Source organism: Saccharopolyspora sp. MMCC62, assembly GCF_057736575.1.
Window position 1 is genome coordinate 118841 of sequence record NZ_JBYKCM010000001.1, and the last position, 19390, is coordinate 138230.

Genomic DNA, 19390 nt, shown 5'->3' on the forward strand with positions numbered 1-19390 from the left:
CCTGCGTCGCGGCGGGCACCTGCCGGTCCGGCTCCGTTCGGAGCGCCGGGCGCTCCGCCCAGGTCGCCCGCCCGGTTTTCCGCGCCGGACGCGGCGGGCGGGTGGCAGCGGGGCCCTGCCGGACGGGTGGAGGGCCAGGCGGGTGGAGGGCTGGAGAGCTAGGCGGGTGTGGAGGTGGCGGCGGTCGTCGCCGTGAAGCGGCGGACGGCGCTCATGGTGGTGGTCAGCAGCGTTCCGAGGTCTCGGCCGTCGCCCGGTTCGAGCCACTGCTCCTGCGCGGCGTGGAGGCACGCGATCGCGGAGGCCGTGAGAGCGCGCGCGTCGAGCGAGCTCGCACCGGCGGGCAGGCGCTGTTCGAGGGCGGAGGCGATTTCCGCCAGCCAGGCGGTGTCCTTCCCCTGCTGGAGGCTCGGGCGTTCGAGCATGAGCCTGGCGAGGGCCGCTGCGTTCGGCTCGCCGGTCCGCTCGATCAGCGGGTCGAAAGCCCGCCGGAGTGCGTCCCACGGCGGCTCGTCCCGGGGGCGTTCGGTGAGCGCCTGCGCGATCGTCCGGCCGGTGGCGGCGAGTGCCTCGGCGAGCGCCTCGTCCTTGTTCAGGAAGTAGCGGAAGTAGCTGCGCCGGGAGATTCCTGCGGCGCCGGCGATCTCCTCGACCGTGGTCGCCTCGAAACCTCGGCTGAGGAACAGGTCCATCGCCGCATCGACGATCTCCGCGCGCACCGCACGCCGCGTCCGCTCCCGAAGCGTCAGGTCAGCCGTCATGACGCCATGCTACCTTCCTGAGACGCATGTGGCACTGTAGTGCCAACAGCAACTCATGGATGCCACAGCGGGGTGTGCAATGGCGGGACGAGTACTTGTCATCACCGGCGGGTCCGACGGGATCGGCGCCGAGGCGGCGCGGCAGATCGCACGGACCCGGCCGGAGAGCCGGCTGGTGATCGTGGGACGGTCCGCCGAGAGGACGGCGGCCACCGCCCGGGAGGTCGGGGCCGCGGCGCACTTCGTCGCGGACTTCACGCGACTCGACGATGTGCGACGTCTCGGGTCGGAGATCCGGGAGGCGTTCGACCGCATCGACGCCCTCGCGAACAACGCGGGCGCCATCTTCGGCGAACGCACCGTGACCGTCGACGGCAACGAGAAGACCTTCCAGGTCAACCTGCTCGCGCCGTTCCTGCTCACGCACCTGCTGCTGGACCGGCTGCAGGCCGGGGACGGCGTCGTGGTCAACACCTCGAGCGTCTCGGCCAGGCTCGTGGGTCGAGTCGACGTCGACGACCTGAACCACGAGCGGAGCTACACGCCGATGCGGGCCTACGGCGACGCGAAGCTCGCGAACATCCTGTTCGCCCAAGGGCTGCACGCCCGCTACGGCGACGCCGGGATCAACGCCGTTTCGTTCGACCCGGGCAACGTGCGGACCTCCTTCGGCGCCGAGAACGACAACGTCATGACCCGGCTGATGTACCGGACCCCGTTGTCCCGGCTCGCCCTGATCTCACCGGAGAAGGGGGGATCGAACCTCGCCCACTTCCTCACCGGTGCCCCCGGGGTCGACTGGCGACCCGGCCGCTTCTACTCCCAGCAGAAGCCCGCCAGCTCGCGGCAGACGAACCGGCAGGTCCACGACGAGGCGCTGATCGATCGGCTCTGGCGGGCGACCGCCCCGCTCGTCGGCATCCGGTCCTGCACGTCCCCGGGGGCGTAGCGCCCGTCCCGGCTCCGCGAGTCGCGGTCGAGGTCTCCGGACCGGGCAGCCGCTCGGTCGCCACCGGTCGTCGGAGACCTCGATCCGGTTCGGGGCGGGGCCACGAGCCGGGGTGCGTGTGCACCCGCGCGGGTCGTGGTGTCCGCGGTCAGCTGGTCTGCTCGCTCGGCGCGGGGAAGGGGCAGCTGCGGCGCAGCCACTTCGGGTCGAGGTCGCTCGGCGGCGGGGGCGCGCCGAGGTCCTCGGGCGTGTAGCCGTGCGGGTAGTTCGGGTAGGTGCGGCTCTTCGGGTCCTGCGTGAGCTTCGAGATCCGCCGCTCCGGCAGCAGCCGCACCACCGCCGAGCGCGCCTTCAGCCCGCCGCGCGCCGCCACCCCGACCCACGCCGGTGCGGCGCGGAACCCGAACGCGGTGAGCATCGGCTCGTCCAGCAGCGCCCGCACGCCCAGCCCCACCGCGGGCCGCAGCGGCTTCGGGAACCAGGAGCAGAACAGGTCCATCGTGTAGCGGCCCACCGCGTGGTTGGTGTCCGAGTAGCGGAAGTGCTCCCGCTCGTAGTCGGCCTTGAACCGGCGGAACTCGGCGAACGTCGGCGGGATGTCCTTGATGCCCATCCGCTTGCCGACGGCCTGGAAGTAGTGGAACGCCGCGTCCCGCTCGTGCGGGTGCAGCCGCCGCCAGCCGAACCGGTCGATCCAGTCCACCGGGTCGTAGACGAACGTCGAGAGCACGTACAGCATGTCGTCGTTGGAGATCACGTACCGCCCGTGCGCCCGGTTGATCACCCGCAGCGCCTGCTTGCCGCGCTCGGAGTCGTAGCCGTGTTCGGCGATCTCGGTCATCAGCAGCGCGGTGTCGTCGTAGCGCTGCTGCGGGCGCTTCTCGAATTCGCCGGTGGCCGCCAGCAGCGCCGAGATGCTCGGCACGCAGTAGGTGCGGAACAGGGCGAACTCCAGCGCCCGCTGGTAGTCGAAGGGGAACTCGCAGCCGGCGGAAATCCGGTAGATCTCTTGATGGTCGGTGACCGGGTCCAGTTCCGCGATGCGCCGCAACCAGGTGCGTGCCATGTCCAACCTCCTCTGCGGGCCGGGTCCGGCCGAGCCCTCGACGGGTGCAACGAGACGGGCGCACCGGGTGTGACGGAGGCTACTGCGATCGCGGCGGCAGCGGGGGGAAGTCGATCGGTTCGCGCTGCCCGAGCCGCTGCACGGCGGCCTGGAAATCGGGTGCCCGCAGCGATTCGCCCATCAGCCGCACCGAATCGGCGACGGCCTGCGGGCCGTCGAGGTCGAGCCCGCGCCACACCTGCTGCTTGATGATCGCCATCGACCGCGGCGAGCAGTGCGCGGCGAGGGTGCGGGCGTAGTCCTGGGCGGCGGGCAGCACCTCGTTCCGCGGCAGCACGTGCTGCACCAGGCCGAGCGCCTTCGCCTCCGCCGCGTCGACCTTCCGCGCGGACAGCAGCAGGTCCATCGCCGTGGCAACGCCGACGAGACGGGGCAGCAGCCAGGCGGTGCCGTACTCGCCGATCAGGCCGAGCCTGCTGAACGCGGTGGACAGCCGGGCGCCGTCGGCGAGGAACCGCACGTCGGCGAACAGCGCCTGCGCGAGCCCCAGCCCGGCGGCACCGCCGTTCACGGCTGCGATCAGCGGTTTCCGCAACGTCATCGGCAGGTGCGGCGGGTGCCCGAGCGATGCCTCCAGGTCGGGCGCGTCGTCCCCGGCCAGCAGGTGCAGGGTGTCCGGGTCGGCGCCGCTGCAGAACCAGTCGCCGTCGCCGGTGACCACGATCGCCCGCACCGCCGGGTCGTCGTCGGCTTCGGCGAGCGCGGTGTAGTAGGCGGCGAACATCGCCCCGTCCATCGCGTTGCGCTGCTCCGAGCGGGTGAAGTGGACGGTGCGCACGCCGTCGCCGGTGCTGGTGCGGATCCCGCTGGTGCTGCTCATGCCGGGGGCTCCTTCGGGGGCTGCTGGCCGGATCGGCCGCGCGCCGCCCGGCCGAGATCCACTGTTCGCGGTCAGCGCTGACCGTAGCGGATCCGGGGCGGGGCGCGGGAGGAGCCGAGCGCGGCGGGACGCGGCCTATCCTGGCCCCGTGACGCGGCGCGAACGCGCCGCGACGAGCGTGCCGGGAGGTCGGTCCAGTGGCCGAGACGAAGCCGGGTGGGACCCGGCCGCGGAACCGGCGGGAGCTCATCATCGCCGCCGCGTCCCGCCTGTTCTACGAGCAGGGTTACGCGCGCGTCGGCGTCAGCGACATCGCCGAGGCCGTCGGGGTCGGCCCGTCCGCGCTGTACCGCCACTTCAAGGGCAAGCAGCTGCTGCTGCACCGGGTCGTGCTCGACCACCTGCACCCGTTCGAGCGGGTGCTGGGGGCGCGTTCCGACGACCTGGACGCGGTGGTGCGGGAACTGGCCGCGACCGCGCTGGACCACCGCGAGCTCGGGGTGCTCTGGCAGCGGGAGGCCCGGCACCTGCCAGCCGCGGACCGCGACGAGCTCAAGGACCAGCTGCGGGTCGTCGCGGGCGGGCTCGCCGACCTCGCCCGCTCCTGGCGCCCCGACCTGGCCGAGGAGGACGCGCGGTTCCGCGGCTGGTGCCTGTTCAGCGCGCTGACCAGCCCGTCCTACCACCGGGTCGAGCTGCCGCGGACCCAGTTCGAGGCGCTGCTGCGGGACGTGATCGTCACCATCGCCGGGCTGCCGCCGCTGCTGTCCGGGCGTGGCGCGGCCACCCCGGACGCGGACGCCCTGCTGCTGCAGCGCGGCGGGTCGTCCCGGCGGCGCCAGCTGCTGTCCGCGGCGACCCGGCTGTTCGCCGAACGCGGCTACGCGGCCGTGACCACCGAGGAGATCGGCGCCGAGGTCGGCATCGCCGGGCCCAGCGTCTACAACCACTTCGCCAGCAAGCAGGAACTGCTCGACGCGGTGATCACCCGCGGCTCGGCGTGGCTGGAGATCGACCTCGGCCGCACCCTGGTGCGGCAGACCGACGCGGCGGAGGCGCTGCGCGCGCTGCTGTGGTCCTACATCACCTTCGCCCTCGACCACGGCGGGTTCATCGACATCCTCGTCGGCGAGGTCGGGCACCTGCCCGACCACGAACGGCACCGGGCGCGGCAGACCCAGCACGAGTACGTGTCCGAGTGGGTGGCGCTGCTGCAGGAGGTGCGCCCGGAGCTCGACGCGGCGACCGCGCGGGTCCTGGTGCAGGCCACGTTGACGCTGGCCAACGACATGGCCCGCACCGGCACGGTCCGCGCCCCGGAGGCGGTCCGCCGGGCCGGTGCCGCGCTGATGTTCACCAGCGGATCGTGATCGCACTAGCCGCCGTTCACTTTTCCCGCCCGGCCCGGTCGTAGCCCGGCGCTTCACCGATCGGGTCCGGGGTAGGGCCTGCTCACTTCTCGGTTGACTCGCCGGACGCCCGCGGATTAACCTCCGCTCGGGGAACCCGGGCGACGCCGGGTTCCGGCCGTGCCCACGCGGTCCACCGGAACGAGGATCGGCGCGCACGGCCGCGGAATTCGTCCACGAGCGAGGAATGGCGGTCGCAGGAGCGATGAGCAGCGCGACGGAACCGGTGGGCGTCCCGCCGGCGGAGGAGCCGGACATCCACACCACCGCCGGCCGGCTGGCGGACCTGTACCGGCGCAACCACGAGGCGGTGCACGCCGGCTCCGACCGGGCCATCGAACGCCAGCACGCCAAGGGCAAGCTCACCGCCCGCGAACGCATCGACCTGCTGCTCGACCCCGGTTCGTTCGTGGAGCTCGACGAGCACGCCCGGCACCGCTCCACCAACTTCGGCCTGGACGCCGACCGGCCCTACGGCGACGGCGTCGTCACCGGCTACGGCACCGTCGACGGGCGCAAGATCTGCCTGTTCTCGCAGGACTTCACCGTCTTCGGCGGCTCCCTCGGCGAAGTGTTCGGCGAGAAGATCGTCAAGGTGATGGACTTGGCGCTCAAGACCGGCTGCCCGCTGGTCGGCATCAACGACTCCGGCGGCGCCCGCATCCAGGAGGGCGTGGCCGCGCTCGGGCTCTACGCCGAGATCTTCAAGCGCAACACGCACGCCTCCGGCGTCATCCCGCAGATCTCGCTGGTCGTGGGGCCGTGCGCGGGCGGGGCGGTGTACTCCCCGGCGATCACCGACTTCACCGTGATGGTCGACCAGACCTCGCACATGTTCATCACCGGGCCCGACGTGATCAAGACCGTCACCGGCGAAGAGGTCAGCTTCGAGGAGCTCGGCGGCGCCCGCACGCACAACTCCCGCTCCGGCAACGCGCACTACCTGGCCTCCGACGAGCAGGACGCGGTCGACTACGTCAAGGAACTGCTGTCGTTCCTGCCGTCGAACAACCTCTCCGACCCGCCCGCGTTCGACGCGGACGCCGAAGCCGGCTCGATCGCCGACGGCGTGGGGGAGTCCGACCTCGAACTCGACACCCTGGTGCCGGACTCGCCGAACCAGCCCTACGACGTCAAGGAAGTGCTCGCCCGCGTCCTCGACGACGGCGAGTTCCTGGAGGTCTCCGCGCTGTTCGCGCCGAACATCGTCGTCGGCTTCGGCCGCGTCGAAGGGCGCAGCGTCGGCGTCGTCGCCAACCAGCCCACCCAGATGGCGGGCACCCTCGACATCGACGCCAGCGAGAAGGCCGCGCGGTTCGTGCGCACCTGCGACGCGTTCAACGTGCCGGTGCTGACCTTCGTGGACGTGCCCGGGTTCCTGCCCGGCACGGACCAGGAGTGGAACGGCATCATCCGGCGCGGCGCCAAGCTGCTCTACGCCTACGCCGAGGCGACCGTCCCGCTCGTCACCGTGATCACCCGCAAGGCCTACGGCGGCGCCTACGACGTGATGGGCTCCAAGCACCTCGGCGCGGACATCAACCTGGCCTGGCCGACCGCGCAGATCGCGGTGATGGGTGCCCAGGGCGCGGCGAACATCCTGTACCGGCGCAGGCTCAAGGAGGCCGCCGAGCGCGGCGAGGACGTCGAGGCGCTGCGCGCCCAGCTCCAGCAGGAGTACGAGGACACCCTGTGCAACCCGTACGTGGCGGCCGAACGCGGCTACGTCGACTCGGTGATCCCGCCCTCGCACACCCGCGGCTACCTCGCCCGGTCGCTGCGGATGCTGGCGGACAAGCGCGAATCCCTGCCCGCCAAGAAGCACGGCAACATCCCGCTGTGAAGGAGCCGCGATGAGCACTCCGGACGAGAACGCGCCGCGGCTCGACGTGCTGACCGGCGAGGACGACGGCACCGCCGCGCCGCGGACCCCGCTGCTGCGGGTCGTGCGCGGCGCGCCCACCGACACCGAGCTCGCCGCGCTGACCGCGACGATCACCGCGCTCAGCACCACCGCACCGGCCGCGGAACCGCGCGGGCCGGTGTCGTACTGGGCGTCCCGCGCGGACCGGCTGCGGTTCGGCCCGGCGCAGGGCGCCCCGCGTCCCGGCGCAGGGGCGTGGCGCTACTCCACGCGGCCGCGCTGATGCGCGCCGCTTCCGGCGCCGCGCGCGCCCCGAAGAACGACCGGCCGGTTCCCGCCCCGGGAACCGGCGGGACACGACCACTGCGTACAGGGATGGTGTGAACACCATGGGGTTGAAGAAGGTTCTGGTGGCCAACCGCGGCGAGATCGCGGTGCGAGTGGTGCGGGCGTGCCGGGACGCCGGCATCGCCTCGGTGGCCGTGTACGCCGAACCGGACGCCGACGCGGTGTTCGTGCGCCTCGCCGACGAGGCGTTCGCGCTGGGCGGCACCACCGCCGCCGAGTCGTACCTGGACTTCCAGAAGGTGATCTCCGCGGCGAACCGCGCCGGGGCGGACGCGGTCCACCCGGGCTACGGCTTCCTGTCCGAGAACGCCGACTTCGCGCAGGCCGTGCTGGACGCCGGGCTGGTGTGGATCGGCCCGACGCCGCAGGCGATCCGCGACCTCGGCGACAAGGTCACCGCCCGCAAGATCGCGCTGGCCGCCGGGGCGCCGCTGGTGCCGGGCACCGAGGACCCGGTCGCCGACGCCGACGAGATCGTCGCCTTCGCCCGGGAGCACGGGCTGCCGGTCGCGATCAAGGCCGCGTTCGGCGGTGGCGGCCGCGGCCTCAAGGTCGCCCGCACGCTGGAGGAGATCCCGGAGCTGTTCGACTCCGCGGTGCGCGAAGCCGTGTCGGCCTTCGGCCGCGGCGAGTGCTTCGTGGAGCGCTACCTGGACCGGCCGCGGCACGTCGAGGCCCAGGTGCTCGCCGACCAGCACGGCAAGGTGATCGTCGTCGGCACCCGGGACTGCTCGCTGCAGCGCAGGCACCAGAAGCTGGTGGAGGAGGCGCCCGCCCCGTTCCTCAGCGAGGCGCAGCGCGCGCAGATCCACACCGCCGCCCGCGCCATCTGCGCGCAGGCCGGCTACCACGGCGCCGGGACCGTCGAGTTCCTCGTCGGCGCCGACGGCACCATCTCCTTCCTGGAAGTCAACACCCGGCTGCAGGTCGAGCACCCCGTCTCCGAGGAGACGACCGGGCTGGACCTGGTCAACGAGCAGTTCCGCATCGCCGCGGGCGAGCACCTCGACCTGGACGCCGACCCCACCCCGATCGGCCACTCCATCGAGTTCCGGATCAACGGCGAGGACCCCGGCCGCAACTTCCTGCCCGCCCCCGGCACCGTGACCCGGTTCGTCGCCCCCGCCGGACCCGGCGTGCGGGTGGACGCGGGCGTGGAATCGGGCAGCGTGATCGGCGGCCAGTTCGACTCGCTGCTGGCGAAGGTGATCGTCACCGGCGCCGACCGCCCGCAGGCCATCGCGCGGGCCCGCCGCGTGCTGGAGGAGATGCAGGTCGAGGGCATCGCCACCGTGCTGCCGTTCCACCGCGCCGTGCTGCGCGACCCGGCCTACGTCGCCGAGACCGGCCTGGAGTCGTTCACCGTGCACACCCGGTGGATCGAGACTGAGTTCGACAACCGGCTCGCCCCGTTCGACGACTCGGTCCCGCCGGAGGAGGAGACCGCGCCGCGCCGCACGGTGATCGTCGAGGTCGACGGCCGCCGCGTGGAGGTCTCGCTGCCCGCGGACCTGGGCGGCGGTACCGCACCGGCCGCGGCGGCGAAGAAGAAGCCGCGCAAGCGCGCCGCCGGTGGCGCGGGCGGAGCGGTCTCCGGCAACGCGGTCACCGCACCCATGCAGGGCACCCTGATCAAGCTCGCCGTGGACGAAGGCGCGCAGGTCGCCGCCGGGGAGCTGATCGGCGTGCTGGAGGCCATGAAGATGGAGAACCCCGTCACCGCGCACAAGGACGGCACGGTCACCGGTCTCAGCGCCGCACCGGGCGACTCGGTGTCGCAGGGCGCGGTGCTCTGCACGATCGAGGACTGATCGGATCCCCGCCGGGCGGTGCGCGCCCGGCGGGGCACCGGTACCGCAAACCCGCACCCGGCCGCGGCGGAAACCCACGCGGCGGCGGGAGATCCGGACGAGAATCCACTGTGGACGACGATGTGGTCGCGGCGGTGCGTGCGACCGACACTCCTCGAGGAGGAACGATGGACGCGTTGTGCACCTGCCTGTGCCGCCAAGCCGGCCACCACGGCATCTGCCAGGAGACCCCCGAGCACGGCCTCCGGCTGCTCGCCCCGCAGCTCACGATGACCTCCACGGGAGAGGTCTGCCGGCCCTGCTACCAAGCGACATCCCGCCCCACCGCCCGCCGCATCCCGCAGCTCACCTGAGCTTGCTCTCGCTGGTTCCGCTGCTCGGGGATCGGGTGGCGGAACCTCAGCGGCTTCCTCGCTGCGGGATCGTTTTCACCGGTGGCTCCGCCACAGGAGAAAACGCTGTCCTCGCGAGGAAGCCGCTGAGAACCCGCGGCGGTGCGAGTTGCTCTGGTGGTCGGCGGATCAGCGGCTTCGCCGCTGACAGGAGAGATGATGTGCGCCTGCTCGGAGGCGGTTCGGGATTGCTCGGCTGAAGTCGTTGCTGGTCGTGGTGGGGATGGGGGACTTTGGCCCATGTCCGCGCGGGGTGGTCGGGCTGCATCGTGGTCGCGCGAGGTAGTGGGCGCTCCCGCGGGCAGGAGGACGAGGTCATGGACGGCGTGTCCGCATTCCCGGCGGCACTGGGGCTGGCGCCGGAGCAGGTCGCGCAGGTGCTGCGGCTGGCGGGCCGGGCCCCGTCGCTGCACAACCGGCAGCCGTGGCTGTTCCGGGTGACCTCCGACGTGATCGAGCTGCACGCCGACCTCGGCCGCCGGATGCCCGGCACCGACCCGGAGGACCGGGAACTGCGGCTCGGCTGCGGGGCTGCGCTGTACGACCTGCGGCTGGCACTGGAACACGTCGGGGTGCGCCCGCTGGTCACGCTGCTGCCCAGCGAACGGGAACCGGAGCTGCTGGCGCACGTGCGGCGCGGCGGCTCCGTGCAGGTGCGGGCGGAGCACTCCGCGCTGCTGCGCGCCATCACCGCCCGCCGCACCAACCGGCGCCCGTTCCTCGCGTCCCCGGTGTCGAAGGCCCACCGCACCGCGCTGGTCGGTTCGGTGTCCGCCGAGCATTCCTGGCTGCACGTGGTGGACCGCCCGCAGCGCGCCGAACTGCTCGGCCTGGTGCGCCGGGCGCACGACCGGCAGCTCGGTGACGCGGCGTTCCGCGCGGAGCTGGCGCAGTGGACGGGATTGCGCGACGGTGCGCCGGAAGGCGTGCAGGCCGCCTCGGCGGGACCGGTCCGCGAACCGCAGGACGAATGGGTGCTGCGCGACTACTCCGGCGGGCGCGGCAGGCCGCGGGTGCCGGGCAAGGACTTCGAGGACGATCCGCTGCTGCTGGTGCTGTGCTCCTACGGCCGCGGCAGGCAGGCCGACCTGGAAGCGGGGGAGGCGATGCAGCGGCTGCTGCTCACCGCGACCTCGCTGGGGCTGTCCGCCTCGATGCTCTCCCAGGTGATCGAGGTGCGGGAGACCCGCGCCGAACTCCGCGCGCTGCTCGGCGGAACGCTGGAACCGCAGGCGGTGCTGCGCATCGGCTACGGCACCCCGGTCCCGCCGACGCCGCGGCGCGCCCCGGAGGACACCCTGATCACGCGGCCGCGACCGGTGGCGGCGCCCTGACCGCCCGTCTCCGAACCTGCGCGGCGGGTCGGGTCGGTTCCGGTCAGCGGCGTAGCCGGACGACCACCTGAGACACCGGCACCGCAGCGGGTTCTGCGGCTTCCTCGCGAGGACGGCGATGTCGCCGTGCGCCGGACATGCATCGGACATCGATCCCGCAGCGGGGAAGTCGCTGAGGTTCCGCTACCCGAGCACTACGCGGCAGCAGCAGCGAGACGGGCGGTGAGCCGCGGTTCGCGGGGGGAACCCCTGCGGGTGATCGCCGGACGTGGATCGGCGCGCGCCGATGTGGTTCCCTCCCCGTGGGACGTCCGCCCACAACGGCGTGCGCGGGCGTCTCGTCAACTCCCGGACCGCTCGCGGGAGCGGATGAGCACCTCCACGCCGTCCAGCACGCGGGCCAGTCCGAACTCGAAGTGGTGCGCCGCGTTCGTCGCCGCACCGTGCGCCGAACCCGCCGCGGTGCCCACCTTCGCCGCGGTGGGGAAGCGATCCGGGTCGATCAGCCGGTCCAGCAGCGGCGCGTGCGCCTGCCACCACTGCTCGTCGGTGAGCCCGGTGCGGCGTTCGGCGTCGGCGGCTTCCGCGGCCCCGCGCGCGGCGGTGCGCGCGTGCCCGAGCACGAGGCTCAGCACCGAATCCATCTCGACCTCGGTGAGCCCGATGCCGTCGACCGTGGCCAGTTCGCGCTCGTACTTCGCGGTCTCCTGCGGGCCGAGCACGGGGCGGGCGGTACCGATCTCCAGCGTCCACGGGTGCTTGCGGTGCAGTTCCCAGTTCTGCCGCGCCACGTGCTCCAGCTTCGCGCGCCAGCCGGTGAGGTCGGGTCCGGGCGGCTCGGTCTCGCCGTAGACGGTGTCGAGCATGACGTCGATGAGGTCTTCCTTGCTCGGCACGTAGGTGTAGAGCGACATGGTGCCCGCGCCGAGCCGTTCGGCGACGCCGCGCATCGACAGCGCGGCGAGGCCGTCGGCGTCGGCGAGCTCGATGCCGGCCCGCACGATCTCGTCCGCGCCGAGCCCGGGTTTGCGGGAGCGGTGCTCCGGCGCTCGCCACAGCAGTGCCAGCGTCCGCGCCGGATCCCGCTTCCTGACCACCATGCACGCTCCTGTTCGCCGTCCGGGTATCCGGACCGCCGCGCGCCGGGGTCCGATCGGCCACCCAGCCTAGCCAACGGCCGGTGCCGCGTGGCCGGGCCTGATCATCCGCTCGGGCGGATCGTTCGCCTGAACGGTCCGGTGGCGTCCGCCGTTCGGCGGGACGGGGCGATCTCGGCGCGGTATAAGGGAGTCATGCCAGCGGCCACCGCAGTCCTGTTCCCCGTTCCCGCCGCCGACGCGCTGCTGAGCGAGGTGGGGGAGCGGTTCCCCGGCGCGGTGCGGCCGGGCCTGCCCGCGCACCTCACGGTGCTGTACCCGTTCTTGCCGGAGGTGGACGAGGCGGCGCTCGCCGAACTGGCCGAGCTCATCGGGCGCCGCGCGCCGCTGCGGGTGAAGTTCACCGCGGACGTGGCGCAGCGGCACCTCGACGACGGTTTCGTGCCGCTGCGGCCCGAACCGGACGGCCCGCTGCGCGAGCTGACCGCGGAACTCGCCGCGCGCTGGGACCTGCGCCCGTACGACGGCAGGTACGGCGACCCGGACCCGCACGTCACGGTCGCGCTGGACGTGACCCCGCAGCGGGCGCGGGAGATCGCCGAACACGTGGCGGGCGCGCTGCCACCGCCCGCGCTGCTGGCCGAGGCGTGGCTGGTGGAGCTGGACGGCGGCTGGTCGGTGCGGGCCCGGTTGCCGTTGCGCGGCTAGTAGAGCCCGTCCTCGCCGTTGGCGGCGCGCAGCGTGCGCATCGCTTCGGCGAGCGCCTCGGACCGGTCCAGCCCGAGCGGGGCGAGGACGCGGCGGCGCAGGATCTCGGCGCACGCCTCGCGGGCCCGCTCTGCCATGTCCAGGCCGTGCTCGGTGAGCACCGCGTAGGTGACGCGGCGGTCGGTGTCGCAGGGTTCGCGCACGATGAGGTCGGCGGCGGCGAGCCGGTCGGCGACCTTGGTGAAGCCGCCGCTGCTGAGCGCGGCCTCCCGGGCCAGGCGGGTCATCGGCATCTTGTGCTCGGGCGAGCGCACCAGGCGCAGCAGGATGTCGAAGGAACCGGGGGCGAGGCCGAAGCGGTCGGCGATCTCGCTCATCAGGCGTTCCTGGGTGAGGTGATAGCCCTCGATCACCAGTCCCCACCAGGTGACGATCTCGTCGTCGTCGGTGCCGGGATCCGGGTGCGTGGCCGCGTTCCCCGCCGCCTGCCCCGCGTTCGTGGCGCTACCGCCGCTCACCTGTTCTCCCCTCGAATGGTTGGTTCGCCCGGGTGAGTCTACCTGCTCGCTGTTTCGCCGGAAAGTATCTTGCGAGGAAGAGAAAATCTGAGTAGGGTCCTCGCCGAGGAGCCGCCGAGCTCCCCGGAGGAAACCCAGGCCGGGTTCGACGCCCGGCCCCGCGAAGGAGTTGTTCATGGCCGACCCCGTCAAGCTCAGCGTCATCTACTACTCGTCGACCGGCACGATCAACGAGATCGCGAACGCCCTGGTCGCCGAGGCGGAGAAGGCCGGCGCCGAGGTGCGCCTGCGCAAGGCGCCCGAGCTGGCCCCCGACGCCGCCATCGACGCGAACCCCGCGTGGCGCGCCAACGTCGAGGCCACCCGGTCGGTGCCGGAGGTCGCGGCCGACGACGTCGTGTGGGCCGACGCGGTGATCTTCGGTTCGCCCACCCGCTACGGCAACATCGCCGCCCAGCTCAAGCAGTTCATCGACACCCTCGGCGGCGAGTGGCAGCAGGGCCTGCTGGCCGACAAGGTCTACAGCGGCTTCACCTCCAGCGCCACCAAGCACGGCGGCCAGGAGTCCACGCTGCTCGCGCTGTACAACACGATCCACCACTTCGGCGGCATCATCGTGAGCCCCGGCTACACCGACGGCTCCAAGTTCATCGACGGCAACCCGTACGGCACCAGCCACGTCGACGCCCAAGGCCAGCTGCCGGTGGACGACGAGACGCGTACCGCCGCCGGGGTGCAGGCCCGCCGCGTCGTCGAGATCGCGCGGCGCCTGAAGAACGGCGCCTGACCGCTTCCGCCCGACCGCTTCGGTGGCCCTGCGGGCGGCGGAAGCTCCGGCGGTCCTCCCGATCGGGGGGACTTCGGCGGGAGGACCGCCGGACACCCGTGCACTCGCGCCCGGCAGGACGCGGGTTCCCCTTCCAGCAGTGGAGAATTCGATGAGCATCGCGACGAGCGGGCTGCACCACGTCACGGCGATCGCGGGCGATCCGCAGCGCAACGCGGACTTCTACCTGCGGACGTTGGGCCTGCGCCTGGTCAAGACGACGGTCAACTTCGACGACCCGGGCACCTACCACCTCTACTACGGCGACGAGTCCGGCAAGCCCGGTTCGCTGCTGACCTTCTTCCCGTGGAAGGACGCGCCCAGCGGTCGGCACGGCACCGGCCAGGCCACCACCACGTCGTTCTCCGTGCCCGAGGCCTCCATCGGCTGGTGGCAGCGTCACCTCGCCGAGCAGGGCGTCGAGACGAGCCGGGTGCACAACCGGGACGGCGAGGACGCGCTGACCTTCCGCGATCCGGACGGCCTGGCGCTGTCCCTGGTCGCGCACCCGCAGGGCGATCCGCGCGCACCGTGGGAAGGCGGCACCGTGCCCGCCGAGCACGGGGTGCGCGGCCTGCACTCGGTGACGCTGTCGGTCGCGCACGAGGACGCGACCGCCGAGATGTTCCGCGGCCTCGGCCTCGAATTCGCCGCGCAGGAGCAGAACCGCCTCCGGTTCACCGCCGGGGACGGCGGACCGGGTGCCTTCGTCGACGTGCTGGTCACCCCGGACGCCCCGCGCGGCCTGGTCGCGGCGGGCGCGGTGCACCACGTGGCGTGGCGGGCGCCGGACGAGGCCACCCAGGCCGCGTGGCGGGAGGAGCTCCTCGGCGACGGGGTGAACGTCACGTCCATCCTGGACCGGCAGTACTTCCGCTCCATCTACTTCCGCGAACCCGGCGGCACCCTGCTGGAGATCGCCACCGACGAACCCGGCTTCACCGCGGACGAACCGCTGCTGGAACTGGGGCGCGCGCTGAAGCTGCCGCCGTGGCTGGAGCCGAAGCGCGCGGACATCGACCGGATGCTGCCGAAGCTGGACCTGCCGGCCGAGAACAACCCGGAGGTGGCGGAGTGACCGCGCTGTCCCTTCCGCACGAGCACGCCGACGGCGATCCGGACGCGCCGGTCCTGGTGCTGCTGCACGGCACCGGCGGCTCGCCGGGCGACTTGCGCGGGCTGGCCGAGCAGCTCAGCCCGCGGTCCCCGGTGCTCGCCCCCGCCGGGCCGGTGTCCGAGGGCGGCGCGGCCCGCTGGTTCCGGCGGCTCGCCGAGGGCGTGTTCGACACCGAGGACGTCGTGGCCCGCACCCACCAGCTCGCCGATTTCCTCACCGAGGCCGTGGACGCCTACGGCTGGCGCGGCAGGCGGCTGGTCGCGGTCGGTTTCTCCAACGGCGCCAACATCGCGGCCGCGCTGACCCTGCTGCGCCCGGACGTGCTGACCGAGGCGGTGCTGTTCGCCGCGATGCTGCCCGTCCCGGACGCGCCCGAACACGACCTCACCGGCACCCGCGTGTTCCTCGGCAACGGGCGCGCCGACCCGATGGCACCGCTGACCGCCGCGAACGGACTGGTCGAGGCGCTGACCGCTCGTGGTGCGGAGATCACCACCCACTGGCACCCTGGCGGGCACCAGATCACCGCGGACGGCGTGCGCGACGCCGTGCAGTGGCTCGCCCGCACCTGAGATCGGGTCGGGGAGGGTGGAAGGCGGGTCGTTCCCCGGGTGGGGTGGACGGCCCGCCTTTCCCGTGCCCGCCGCCGCTGCCTAGGAGTTCCGCGGCCACCCTCCGGCCGCCGGATGCGCTTAGCCTGGACGACATGGACGGCGACAACCCCCTCGGCGAGTTCCTCCGCGCCCGGCGCGCCCAGGTCCGGCCCGAGGACTGGAACCTGCCCGCGGTCGGCAGGCGGCGGGTCGCGGGGCTGCGCCGCGAAGAGCTCGCCTCGCTGGCCGGGGTCAGCTCCGACTACTACGTGCGGCTGGAGCAGGGCCGGGAGCGCAACCCCTCGCCGCAGGTGATCGACGCGCTGGCCGCGGTGCTGCACCTGGACGCGGAGGCCACGACCCACCTGCACCGCCTCACCCGGCCCGGCACCGTCCGGCGCCCGTCGAGGTCGGAGCGGGTGAGCCCGAACCTGCTGCGGCTGCTGGAGTCCTGGCCCGGCACCCCGGCGGTCGTGCTGGACCGCTACTACACCGTCCTCGCCGACAACGAGCTCGGCGCCGCCCTCTACGGCGGGCACACCTACAGCGGTGACCTGGTGCGGATGGTCTTCCTCGACGCGGACGCGCACCGGTTCTTCCTGGACTGGGAGCGGATCGCGGAGAACACCGTCGCCGGGCTGCACGCGGCCGCGGCCCTCGACCGCGACGATCCCCGGCTGGTGGAGCTGATCGGCGAGTTGTCCTTGCACAGCGCCGAATTCCGCCGGTTGTGGGCCCGGCACGACGTCCGGCGCAAGGCGCACGAGTCCAAGCGGTTCTTCCACCCGCAGGTGGGGGAGATGGCGTTGACCTACGAGACGTTCTCGGTGCACAGCGCCCCCGGCCAGCAGCTGATGGTCTACCGCGCCGAACCCGGCAGCCCGTCCGCCGAAGCCCTCGCCCTGCTCGGCAGCCTCAACGCCCCGCAGGTCACCCGCTCCGCTCCGGATTCCCCGCACCACCACAGGTGAAGGGCCGCTCAGCTGGTGGTGATCGGGTGTCAGCGCGGCGGTTCCCCAGGGGTGATGGTCACCCCGGAGGACACCTCGCAGTGCGTGTTCGCGCCGGTGCCCCGGCATTGCGCCCCGCTGGACGGGCCGTCGGGCGTGCCCGATCGGGAGGACAGCTCGGTGTCCCCGCGACCGGTGCCCGACGAGGAGATCTCCCACGGTTTCGGCACCGGCGGCGCGCCGGATTCCGCGACCTGCGGCGACCGCTCCGGCCCGGGTGCGGGCGTGGTCGGCTGGGGGGAGTGCAGCGTCAGGACCGTGGCGGCGAGCGCCGCGCAGACCGCCAGGCGACGCCGCGTCCGCGGGACGCCGTCGGAGATCGTCAGGTCGCCGTGGAGCGTCCCCACCTGAAAGGTCCGGCTGCTGGCGCCGGACATGACATTGCGCGTCCGGTTCTCTGCGCCCATGACGACTCCCGTCCTGAGTGGAATCACGCGAAACGGAGATTAGCCCGTTCGCCGGTCGCGCGGAACGATTCTGCGCAGATCGATTCGGCTTTTCGCCGCGGCCGTGCGGATATTCGGTGCCATTGCGGATTCCGTGCACATCGTGCGACCACTCGTTGCACGATTCTGCGTTTCTGCGACGGGACCCGCGAAATCCGGTTCCCATTCCGGTTCAGCCGCCGTTCTGCGGCCCGTTCGCCGACATGCCTTCCGCCGCTGCCTCGATCAGCCAGGGCTCGGTGTCCCTGGTCGTGCTCGAGCGCGTAGCGCCGCCAGTACCCGAATCCGACGAGCTCGCCCGCGTCCCGGGCCACCGCGCACGCGGCCTCGCCCGGCCCGTCGGCGAGGATCCCGCCGATCAGCTCGGCGATCTCCGCGCGCGGCGGCGGTTCCACCCACCCGAGCGCGGCCCCCGCCCGCACCTGCGCACCCAGCAAGTCCGCCACCGCATCGACCAGCCCGTCGTCCGCCGACCCCGGCACCACCACATCGACCATCCCCAGACCCCACCCCGAACCCCACCCCACGAGCAACCCGATCCCGAAGCGCGAAGGACCCCGCACCCGCCTGGGCGGATGCGGGGTCCCGTCCTCCCTCGCGCGACCCGGATCGGGGGAGGTCGCGGCGCACAGGAGGCTCGCGCGGGTCCGGCGCACCGGACCCGAGGTCAGGTCACGCGGCGCACGGTCCCTCGTGTCCGGTCTCGGTCGCGGCCAGGCAGCGAGGGCACCGAGCGGTCAGGTCCGCGGGCTCGGTCCGGCGCAAATCCAGCGGCCCGCGCACGTGTCCGCCGCAGGCTCGGGGGAGGCTGCCTCCAGCACACCGCAGGACACGATGCCAGCGGCCCCCGCCCGGGCCCCGCGCCCAAGCTCCGGTCCGTTCCGGACGCGGGGGGCTCGCCGCGCTCGGGCGAGCAGCGTCTCCGCGACACAAGAACCACAGGTGCCCGCCGGGACCGCCGATCGCGCCGCCACCACAACGGCACCGCACAGCGTCCGGCCGGTGCGAAGCTCCGCCACGTGCGTCAGTCCGGTCGCATCGACCGCGAAGCCCTCGATCATCCATGCCCGCCTCCTCCGCGCTTCTCCCGCAGCAGCAAGCCGTTGCAGTCGAGACAGCTGGGGGCGACGACCCACGCGGTCTCGTCGGTGTCGGCCGACAACGTCACCTCGTCGCCGCACACCGTGACCACCTCGGTCGTCCGCCCGTCCCACCGAGATCCCCGGAACGCGTGCCTGCGTCCGTCTCCCGCCGGGCGCCAGAAGTGGTGGGTCGATCTACCGATAGGTCCGCTCGGCCTGGTCATCTTTTCCATGAGTTAGACGGTAACGTCTACCGGGTATTCGGGTCGATACGCTCGACCAGGTGATCAATGTTCCGGCGATCAGCATGCAAGGGTGTGCGACATGGCAAGCACGGCGCGGCAAATCCACCTGGGGCGCAAGCTCCGCGAACTGCGACAGGCTGCACGACTGTCGTTGGACGAGGCGGCAGCCCACGTAGAGAAAGCGCGTGCCACAGTCGGCCACTGGGAACGCGGATTCACCCGCGTCGGCGCCCCCGATCTCGCTGCGCTGCTCCGGCTCTACGGTGCCGATGAGGAGATGGCCGAGCAGATGCAGCAGTTGCGCCGCGAGAGCGGCAAACGCGGCTGGTGGCAGTCGTACAAACTTCCGGCGTACCTGGAGCCGTTCGTCGGCTTTGAAGCCGAAGCATCCGAGATCTTCCACTTCGAACTCGGTGTGGTTCCAGGACTGTTGCAGACCGAGGAATACGCGCGTGCGGTGCACCGGACCGGTCGGCTGAACCTGTCGGATGCCGAGGTTCAGCGGTGGACTGACGTTCGCCTCAACCGTCAGCGGCGGTTGGAACTCGACAGCGGCCTTTCCCTGCACGTCGTCATCGCTGAGGAAGCCCTGTGGCGCGTCATGGGCTCCCGCTCGGTGATGGCCGAGCAACTGGAACGGCTCGGCGAGCTCGCCTCCCAGGCCAACGTCCGGTTGCGCGTTCTCCCGTTTGAAGCCGGAGCGCATGTCGGACTGCACGGTCCGATCTTGTTGCTTCGGTTCTCGGACCCTGGGCATGACGACGTGGCGTTCAGCGACACCCCGCTCGGCGGGCACGTCATCGAGGACAGCAGAGATGTGACCGAGCTGGCTCGGCTGTTCGCTTCGTTGCAGACCAGTGCATTGGAGGAGGCTGAGTCGTGCGTGCTGCTGCGTACCATCGCTGATGATCACGCCGCACGCATGAAGGAGTAG

Annotated in this window: 21 protein-coding genes; 13 read left to right on the top strand and 8 right to left on the bottom strand. The window is 72.4% G+C overall.

Going from position 1 to position 19390, the window contains the following annotated elements:
- Positions 1-158 precede the first annotated feature (158 nt).
- Complete coding sequence (locus AC29IT_RS00560; protein ID WP_488217427.1) at positions 159-761, bottom strand: TetR family transcriptional regulator; 603 nt, start codon at positions 759-761, stop codon at positions 159-161.
- Positions 762-840: 79 nt separating this feature from the next.
- On the opposite strand from AC29IT_RS00560, the gene AC29IT_RS00565 reads away from it, so the two are divergent.
- Positions 841-1710, top strand: coding sequence for an SDR family NAD(P)-dependent oxidoreductase (locus tag AC29IT_RS00565; RefSeq protein WP_488217428.1), 870 nt, complete (start codon positions 841-843; stop codon positions 1708-1710).
- Positions 1711-1858: 148 nt separating this feature from the next.
- Here the strand turns inward: AC29IT_RS00565 and AC29IT_RS00570 are convergent, their stop codons facing one another.
- Together AC29IT_RS00570 and AC29IT_RS00575 are read right to left on the bottom strand one after the other, a co-directional pair.
- On the bottom strand, positions 1859-2776 hold the full coding sequence (locus AC29IT_RS00570) for an oxygenase MpaB family protein (RefSeq protein WP_358446091.1): 918 nt from the start codon (positions 2774-2776) through the stop codon (positions 1859-1861).
- Between the two features lie 79 nt (positions 2777-2855).
- The gene (locus tag AC29IT_RS00575) at positions 2856-3656 is read right to left on the bottom strand and encodes an enoyl-CoA hydratase-related protein (RefSeq protein WP_488217429.1); all 801 of its coding nucleotides are present in this window, start codon (positions 3654-3656) and stop codon (positions 2856-2858) included.
- A 197-nt stretch (positions 3657-3853) separates the two neighbouring features.
- Between AC29IT_RS00575 and AC29IT_RS00580 the strand changes: the two genes are divergently transcribed.
- From AC29IT_RS00580 to AC29IT_RS00605, 6 genes are all read left to right on the top strand, one after another.
- Positions 3854-5026, top strand: coding sequence for a TetR/AcrR family transcriptional regulator (locus tag AC29IT_RS00580; protein ID WP_358446086.1), 1173 nt, complete (start codon positions 3854-3856; stop codon positions 5024-5026).
- Between the two features lie 244 nt (positions 5027-5270).
- On the top strand, positions 5271-6908 hold the full coding sequence (locus AC29IT_RS00585; protein WP_488217430.1) for an acyl-CoA carboxylase subunit beta: 1638 nt from the start codon (positions 5271-5273) through the stop codon (positions 6906-6908).
- Positions 6909-6918: 10 nt separating this feature from the next.
- Complete coding sequence (locus AC29IT_RS00590) at positions 6919-7212, top strand: acyl-CoA carboxylase subunit epsilon (protein ID WP_488217431.1); 294 nt, start codon at positions 6919-6921, stop codon at positions 7210-7212.
- 106 nt (positions 7213-7318) lie between these two features.
- Complete coding sequence (locus AC29IT_RS00595) at positions 7319-9088, top strand: acetyl/propionyl/methylcrotonyl-CoA carboxylase subunit alpha (RefSeq protein ID WP_488217432.1); 1770 nt, start codon at positions 7319-7321, stop codon at positions 9086-9088.
- A gap of 167 nt (positions 9089-9255) precedes the next feature.
- Complete coding sequence (locus tag AC29IT_RS00600) at positions 9256-9441, top strand: hypothetical protein (RefSeq protein ID WP_488217433.1); 186 nt, start codon at positions 9256-9258, stop codon at positions 9439-9441.
- Between the two features lie 356 nt (positions 9442-9797).
- Positions 9798-10814: an Acg family FMN-binding oxidoreductase gene (locus AC29IT_RS00605; protein WP_488217434.1), complete on the top strand. Its 1017-nt coding sequence runs from the start codon at positions 9798-9800 to the stop codon at positions 10812-10814.
- A gap of 341 nt (positions 10815-11155) precedes the next feature.
- Here the strand turns inward: AC29IT_RS00605 and AC29IT_RS00610 are convergent, their stop codons facing one another.
- A complete protein-coding gene (locus AC29IT_RS00610) occupies positions 11156-11914 on the bottom strand; it encodes a TetR/AcrR family transcriptional regulator (protein WP_358446124.1) in 759 nt (252 codons plus the stop codon).
- Between the two features lie 192 nt (positions 11915-12106).
- Here AC29IT_RS00610 and AC29IT_RS00615 point away from each other — a divergent pair, with 192 nt between their 5' ends.
- The gene (locus AC29IT_RS00615; protein ID WP_488217435.1) at positions 12107-12619 is read left to right on the top strand and encodes a 2'-5' RNA ligase family protein; all 513 of its coding nucleotides are present in this window, start codon (positions 12107-12109) and stop codon (positions 12617-12619) included.
- On the opposite strand, the gene AC29IT_RS00620 is transcribed toward AC29IT_RS00615, so the two are convergent.
- Entirely contained in the window at positions 12616-13053 is a 438-nt protein-coding gene (locus AC29IT_RS00620) for a MarR family winged helix-turn-helix transcriptional regulator (protein ID WP_358446178.1), read from the bottom strand. The two genes, AC29IT_RS00615 and AC29IT_RS00620, sit on opposite strands and share 4 nt — an antisense overlap.
- A 259-nt stretch (positions 13054-13312) precedes the next feature.
- Here AC29IT_RS00620 and wrbA point away from each other — a divergent pair, with 259 nt between their 5' ends.
- From wrbA to AC29IT_RS00640, 4 genes are all read left to right on the top strand, one after another.
- The gene (gene wrbA / locus AC29IT_RS00625; protein ID WP_358446130.1) at positions 13313-13924 is read left to right on the top strand and encodes an NAD(P)H:quinone oxidoreductase; all 612 of its coding nucleotides are present in this window, start codon (positions 13313-13315) and stop codon (positions 13922-13924) included.
- Positions 13925-14075: 151 nt separating this feature from the next.
- A complete protein-coding gene (locus tag AC29IT_RS00630) occupies positions 14076-15041 on the top strand; it encodes a ring-cleaving dioxygenase (protein WP_358446132.1) in 966 nt (321 codons plus the stop codon).
- Positions 15038-15652, top strand: a complete 615-nt coding sequence (locus tag AC29IT_RS00635; protein WP_488217436.1) for an alpha/beta hydrolase — start codon at positions 15038-15040, stop codon at positions 15650-15652. The genes AC29IT_RS00630 and AC29IT_RS00635 overlap by 4 nt, the downstream gene beginning before the upstream one ends.
- 134 nt (positions 15653-15786) lie before the next feature.
- Positions 15787-16644, top strand: coding sequence for a helix-turn-helix domain-containing protein (locus tag AC29IT_RS00640; RefSeq protein ID WP_488217437.1), 858 nt, complete (start codon positions 15787-15789; stop codon positions 16642-16644).
- A gap of 29 nt (positions 16645-16673) precedes the next feature.
- On the opposite strand, the gene AC29IT_RS00645 is transcribed toward AC29IT_RS00640, so the two are convergent.
- From AC29IT_RS00645 to AC29IT_RS00655, 3 genes are all read right to left on the bottom strand, one after another.
- Positions 16674-17030 (bottom strand): hypothetical protein, encoded by a 357-nt coding sequence (locus tag AC29IT_RS00645; RefSeq protein ID WP_488217438.1) that lies wholly within the window; start codon positions 17028-17030, stop codon positions 16674-16676.
- An 83-nt stretch (positions 17031-17113) separates the two neighbouring features.
- Positions 17114-17626, bottom strand: coding sequence for a hypothetical protein (locus tag AC29IT_RS00650; protein WP_488217439.1), 513 nt, complete (start codon positions 17624-17626; stop codon positions 17114-17116).
- 560 nt (positions 17627-18186) lie between these two features.
- Positions 18187-18444: an HC3 family zinc finger protein gene (locus tag AC29IT_RS00655; RefSeq protein WP_488217440.1), complete on the bottom strand. Its 258-nt coding sequence runs from the start codon at positions 18442-18444 to the stop codon at positions 18187-18189.
- Between the two features lie 91 nt (positions 18445-18535).
- Between AC29IT_RS00655 and AC29IT_RS00660 the strand changes: the two genes are divergently transcribed.
- A complete protein-coding gene (locus tag AC29IT_RS00660; RefSeq protein ID WP_488217441.1) occupies positions 18536-19390 on the top strand; it encodes a helix-turn-helix domain-containing protein in 855 nt (284 codons plus the stop codon).

Bases quoted from the DNA above. Each gene is read 5' to 3' on its own strand.
- AC29IT_RS00560 (WP_488217427.1), bottom strand. From the start codon at position 761: ATGACGGCTGACCTGACGCTTCGGGAGCGGACGCGGCGTGCGGTGCGC.
- AC29IT_RS00565 (WP_488217428.1), top strand. From the start codon at position 841: ATGGCGGGACGAGTACTTGTCATCACCGGCGGGTCCGACGGGATCGGC.
- AC29IT_RS00570 (WP_358446091.1), bottom strand. From the start codon at position 2,776: ATGGCACGCACCTGGTTGCGGCGCATCGCGGAACTGGACCCGGTCACC.
- AC29IT_RS00575 (WP_488217429.1), bottom strand. From the start codon at position 3,656: ATGAGCAGCACCAGCGGGATCCGCACCAGCACCGGCGACGGCGTGCGC.
- AC29IT_RS00585 (WP_488217430.1), top strand. From the start codon at position 5,271: ATGAGCAGCGCGACGGAACCGGTGGGCGTCCCGCCGGCGGAGGAGCCG.
- AC29IT_RS00590 (WP_488217431.1), top strand. From the start codon at position 6,919: ATGAGCACTCCGGACGAGAACGCGCCGCGGCTCGACGTGCTGACCGGC.
- AC29IT_RS00595 (WP_488217432.1), top strand. From the start codon at position 7,319: ATGGGGTTGAAGAAGGTTCTGGTGGCCAACCGCGGCGAGATCGCGGTG.
- AC29IT_RS00600 (WP_488217433.1), top strand. From the start codon at position 9,256: ATGGACGCGTTGTGCACCTGCCTGTGCCGCCAAGCCGGCCACCACGGC.
- AC29IT_RS00605 (WP_488217434.1), top strand. From the start codon at position 9,798: ATGGACGGCGTGTCCGCATTCCCGGCGGCACTGGGGCTGGCGCCGGAG.
- AC29IT_RS00610 (WP_358446124.1), bottom strand. From the start codon at position 11,914: ATGGTGGTCAGGAAGCGGGATCCGGCGCGGACGCTGGCACTGCTGTGG.
- AC29IT_RS00615 (WP_488217435.1), top strand. From the start codon at position 12,107: ATGCCAGCGGCCACCGCAGTCCTGTTCCCCGTTCCCGCCGCCGACGCG.
- wrbA (WP_358446130.1), top strand. From the start codon at position 13,313: ATGGCCGACCCCGTCAAGCTCAGCGTCATCTACTACTCGTCGACCGGC.
- AC29IT_RS00630 (WP_358446132.1), top strand. From the start codon at position 14,076: ATGAGCATCGCGACGAGCGGGCTGCACCACGTCACGGCGATCGCGGGC.
- AC29IT_RS00640 (WP_488217437.1), top strand. From the start codon at position 15,787: ATGGACGGCGACAACCCCCTCGGCGAGTTCCTCCGCGCCCGGCGCGCC.
- AC29IT_RS00650 (WP_488217439.1), bottom strand. From the start codon at position 17,626: ATGGTCGATGTGGTGGTGCCGGGGTCGGCGGACGACGGGCTGGTCGAT.
- AC29IT_RS00655 (WP_488217440.1), bottom strand. From the start codon at position 18,444: ATGGAAAAGATGACCAGGCCGAGCGGACCTATCGGTAGATCGACCCAC.
- AC29IT_RS00660 (WP_488217441.1), top strand. From the start codon at position 18,536: ATGGCAAGCACGGCGCGGCAAATCCACCTGGGGCGCAAGCTCCGCGAA.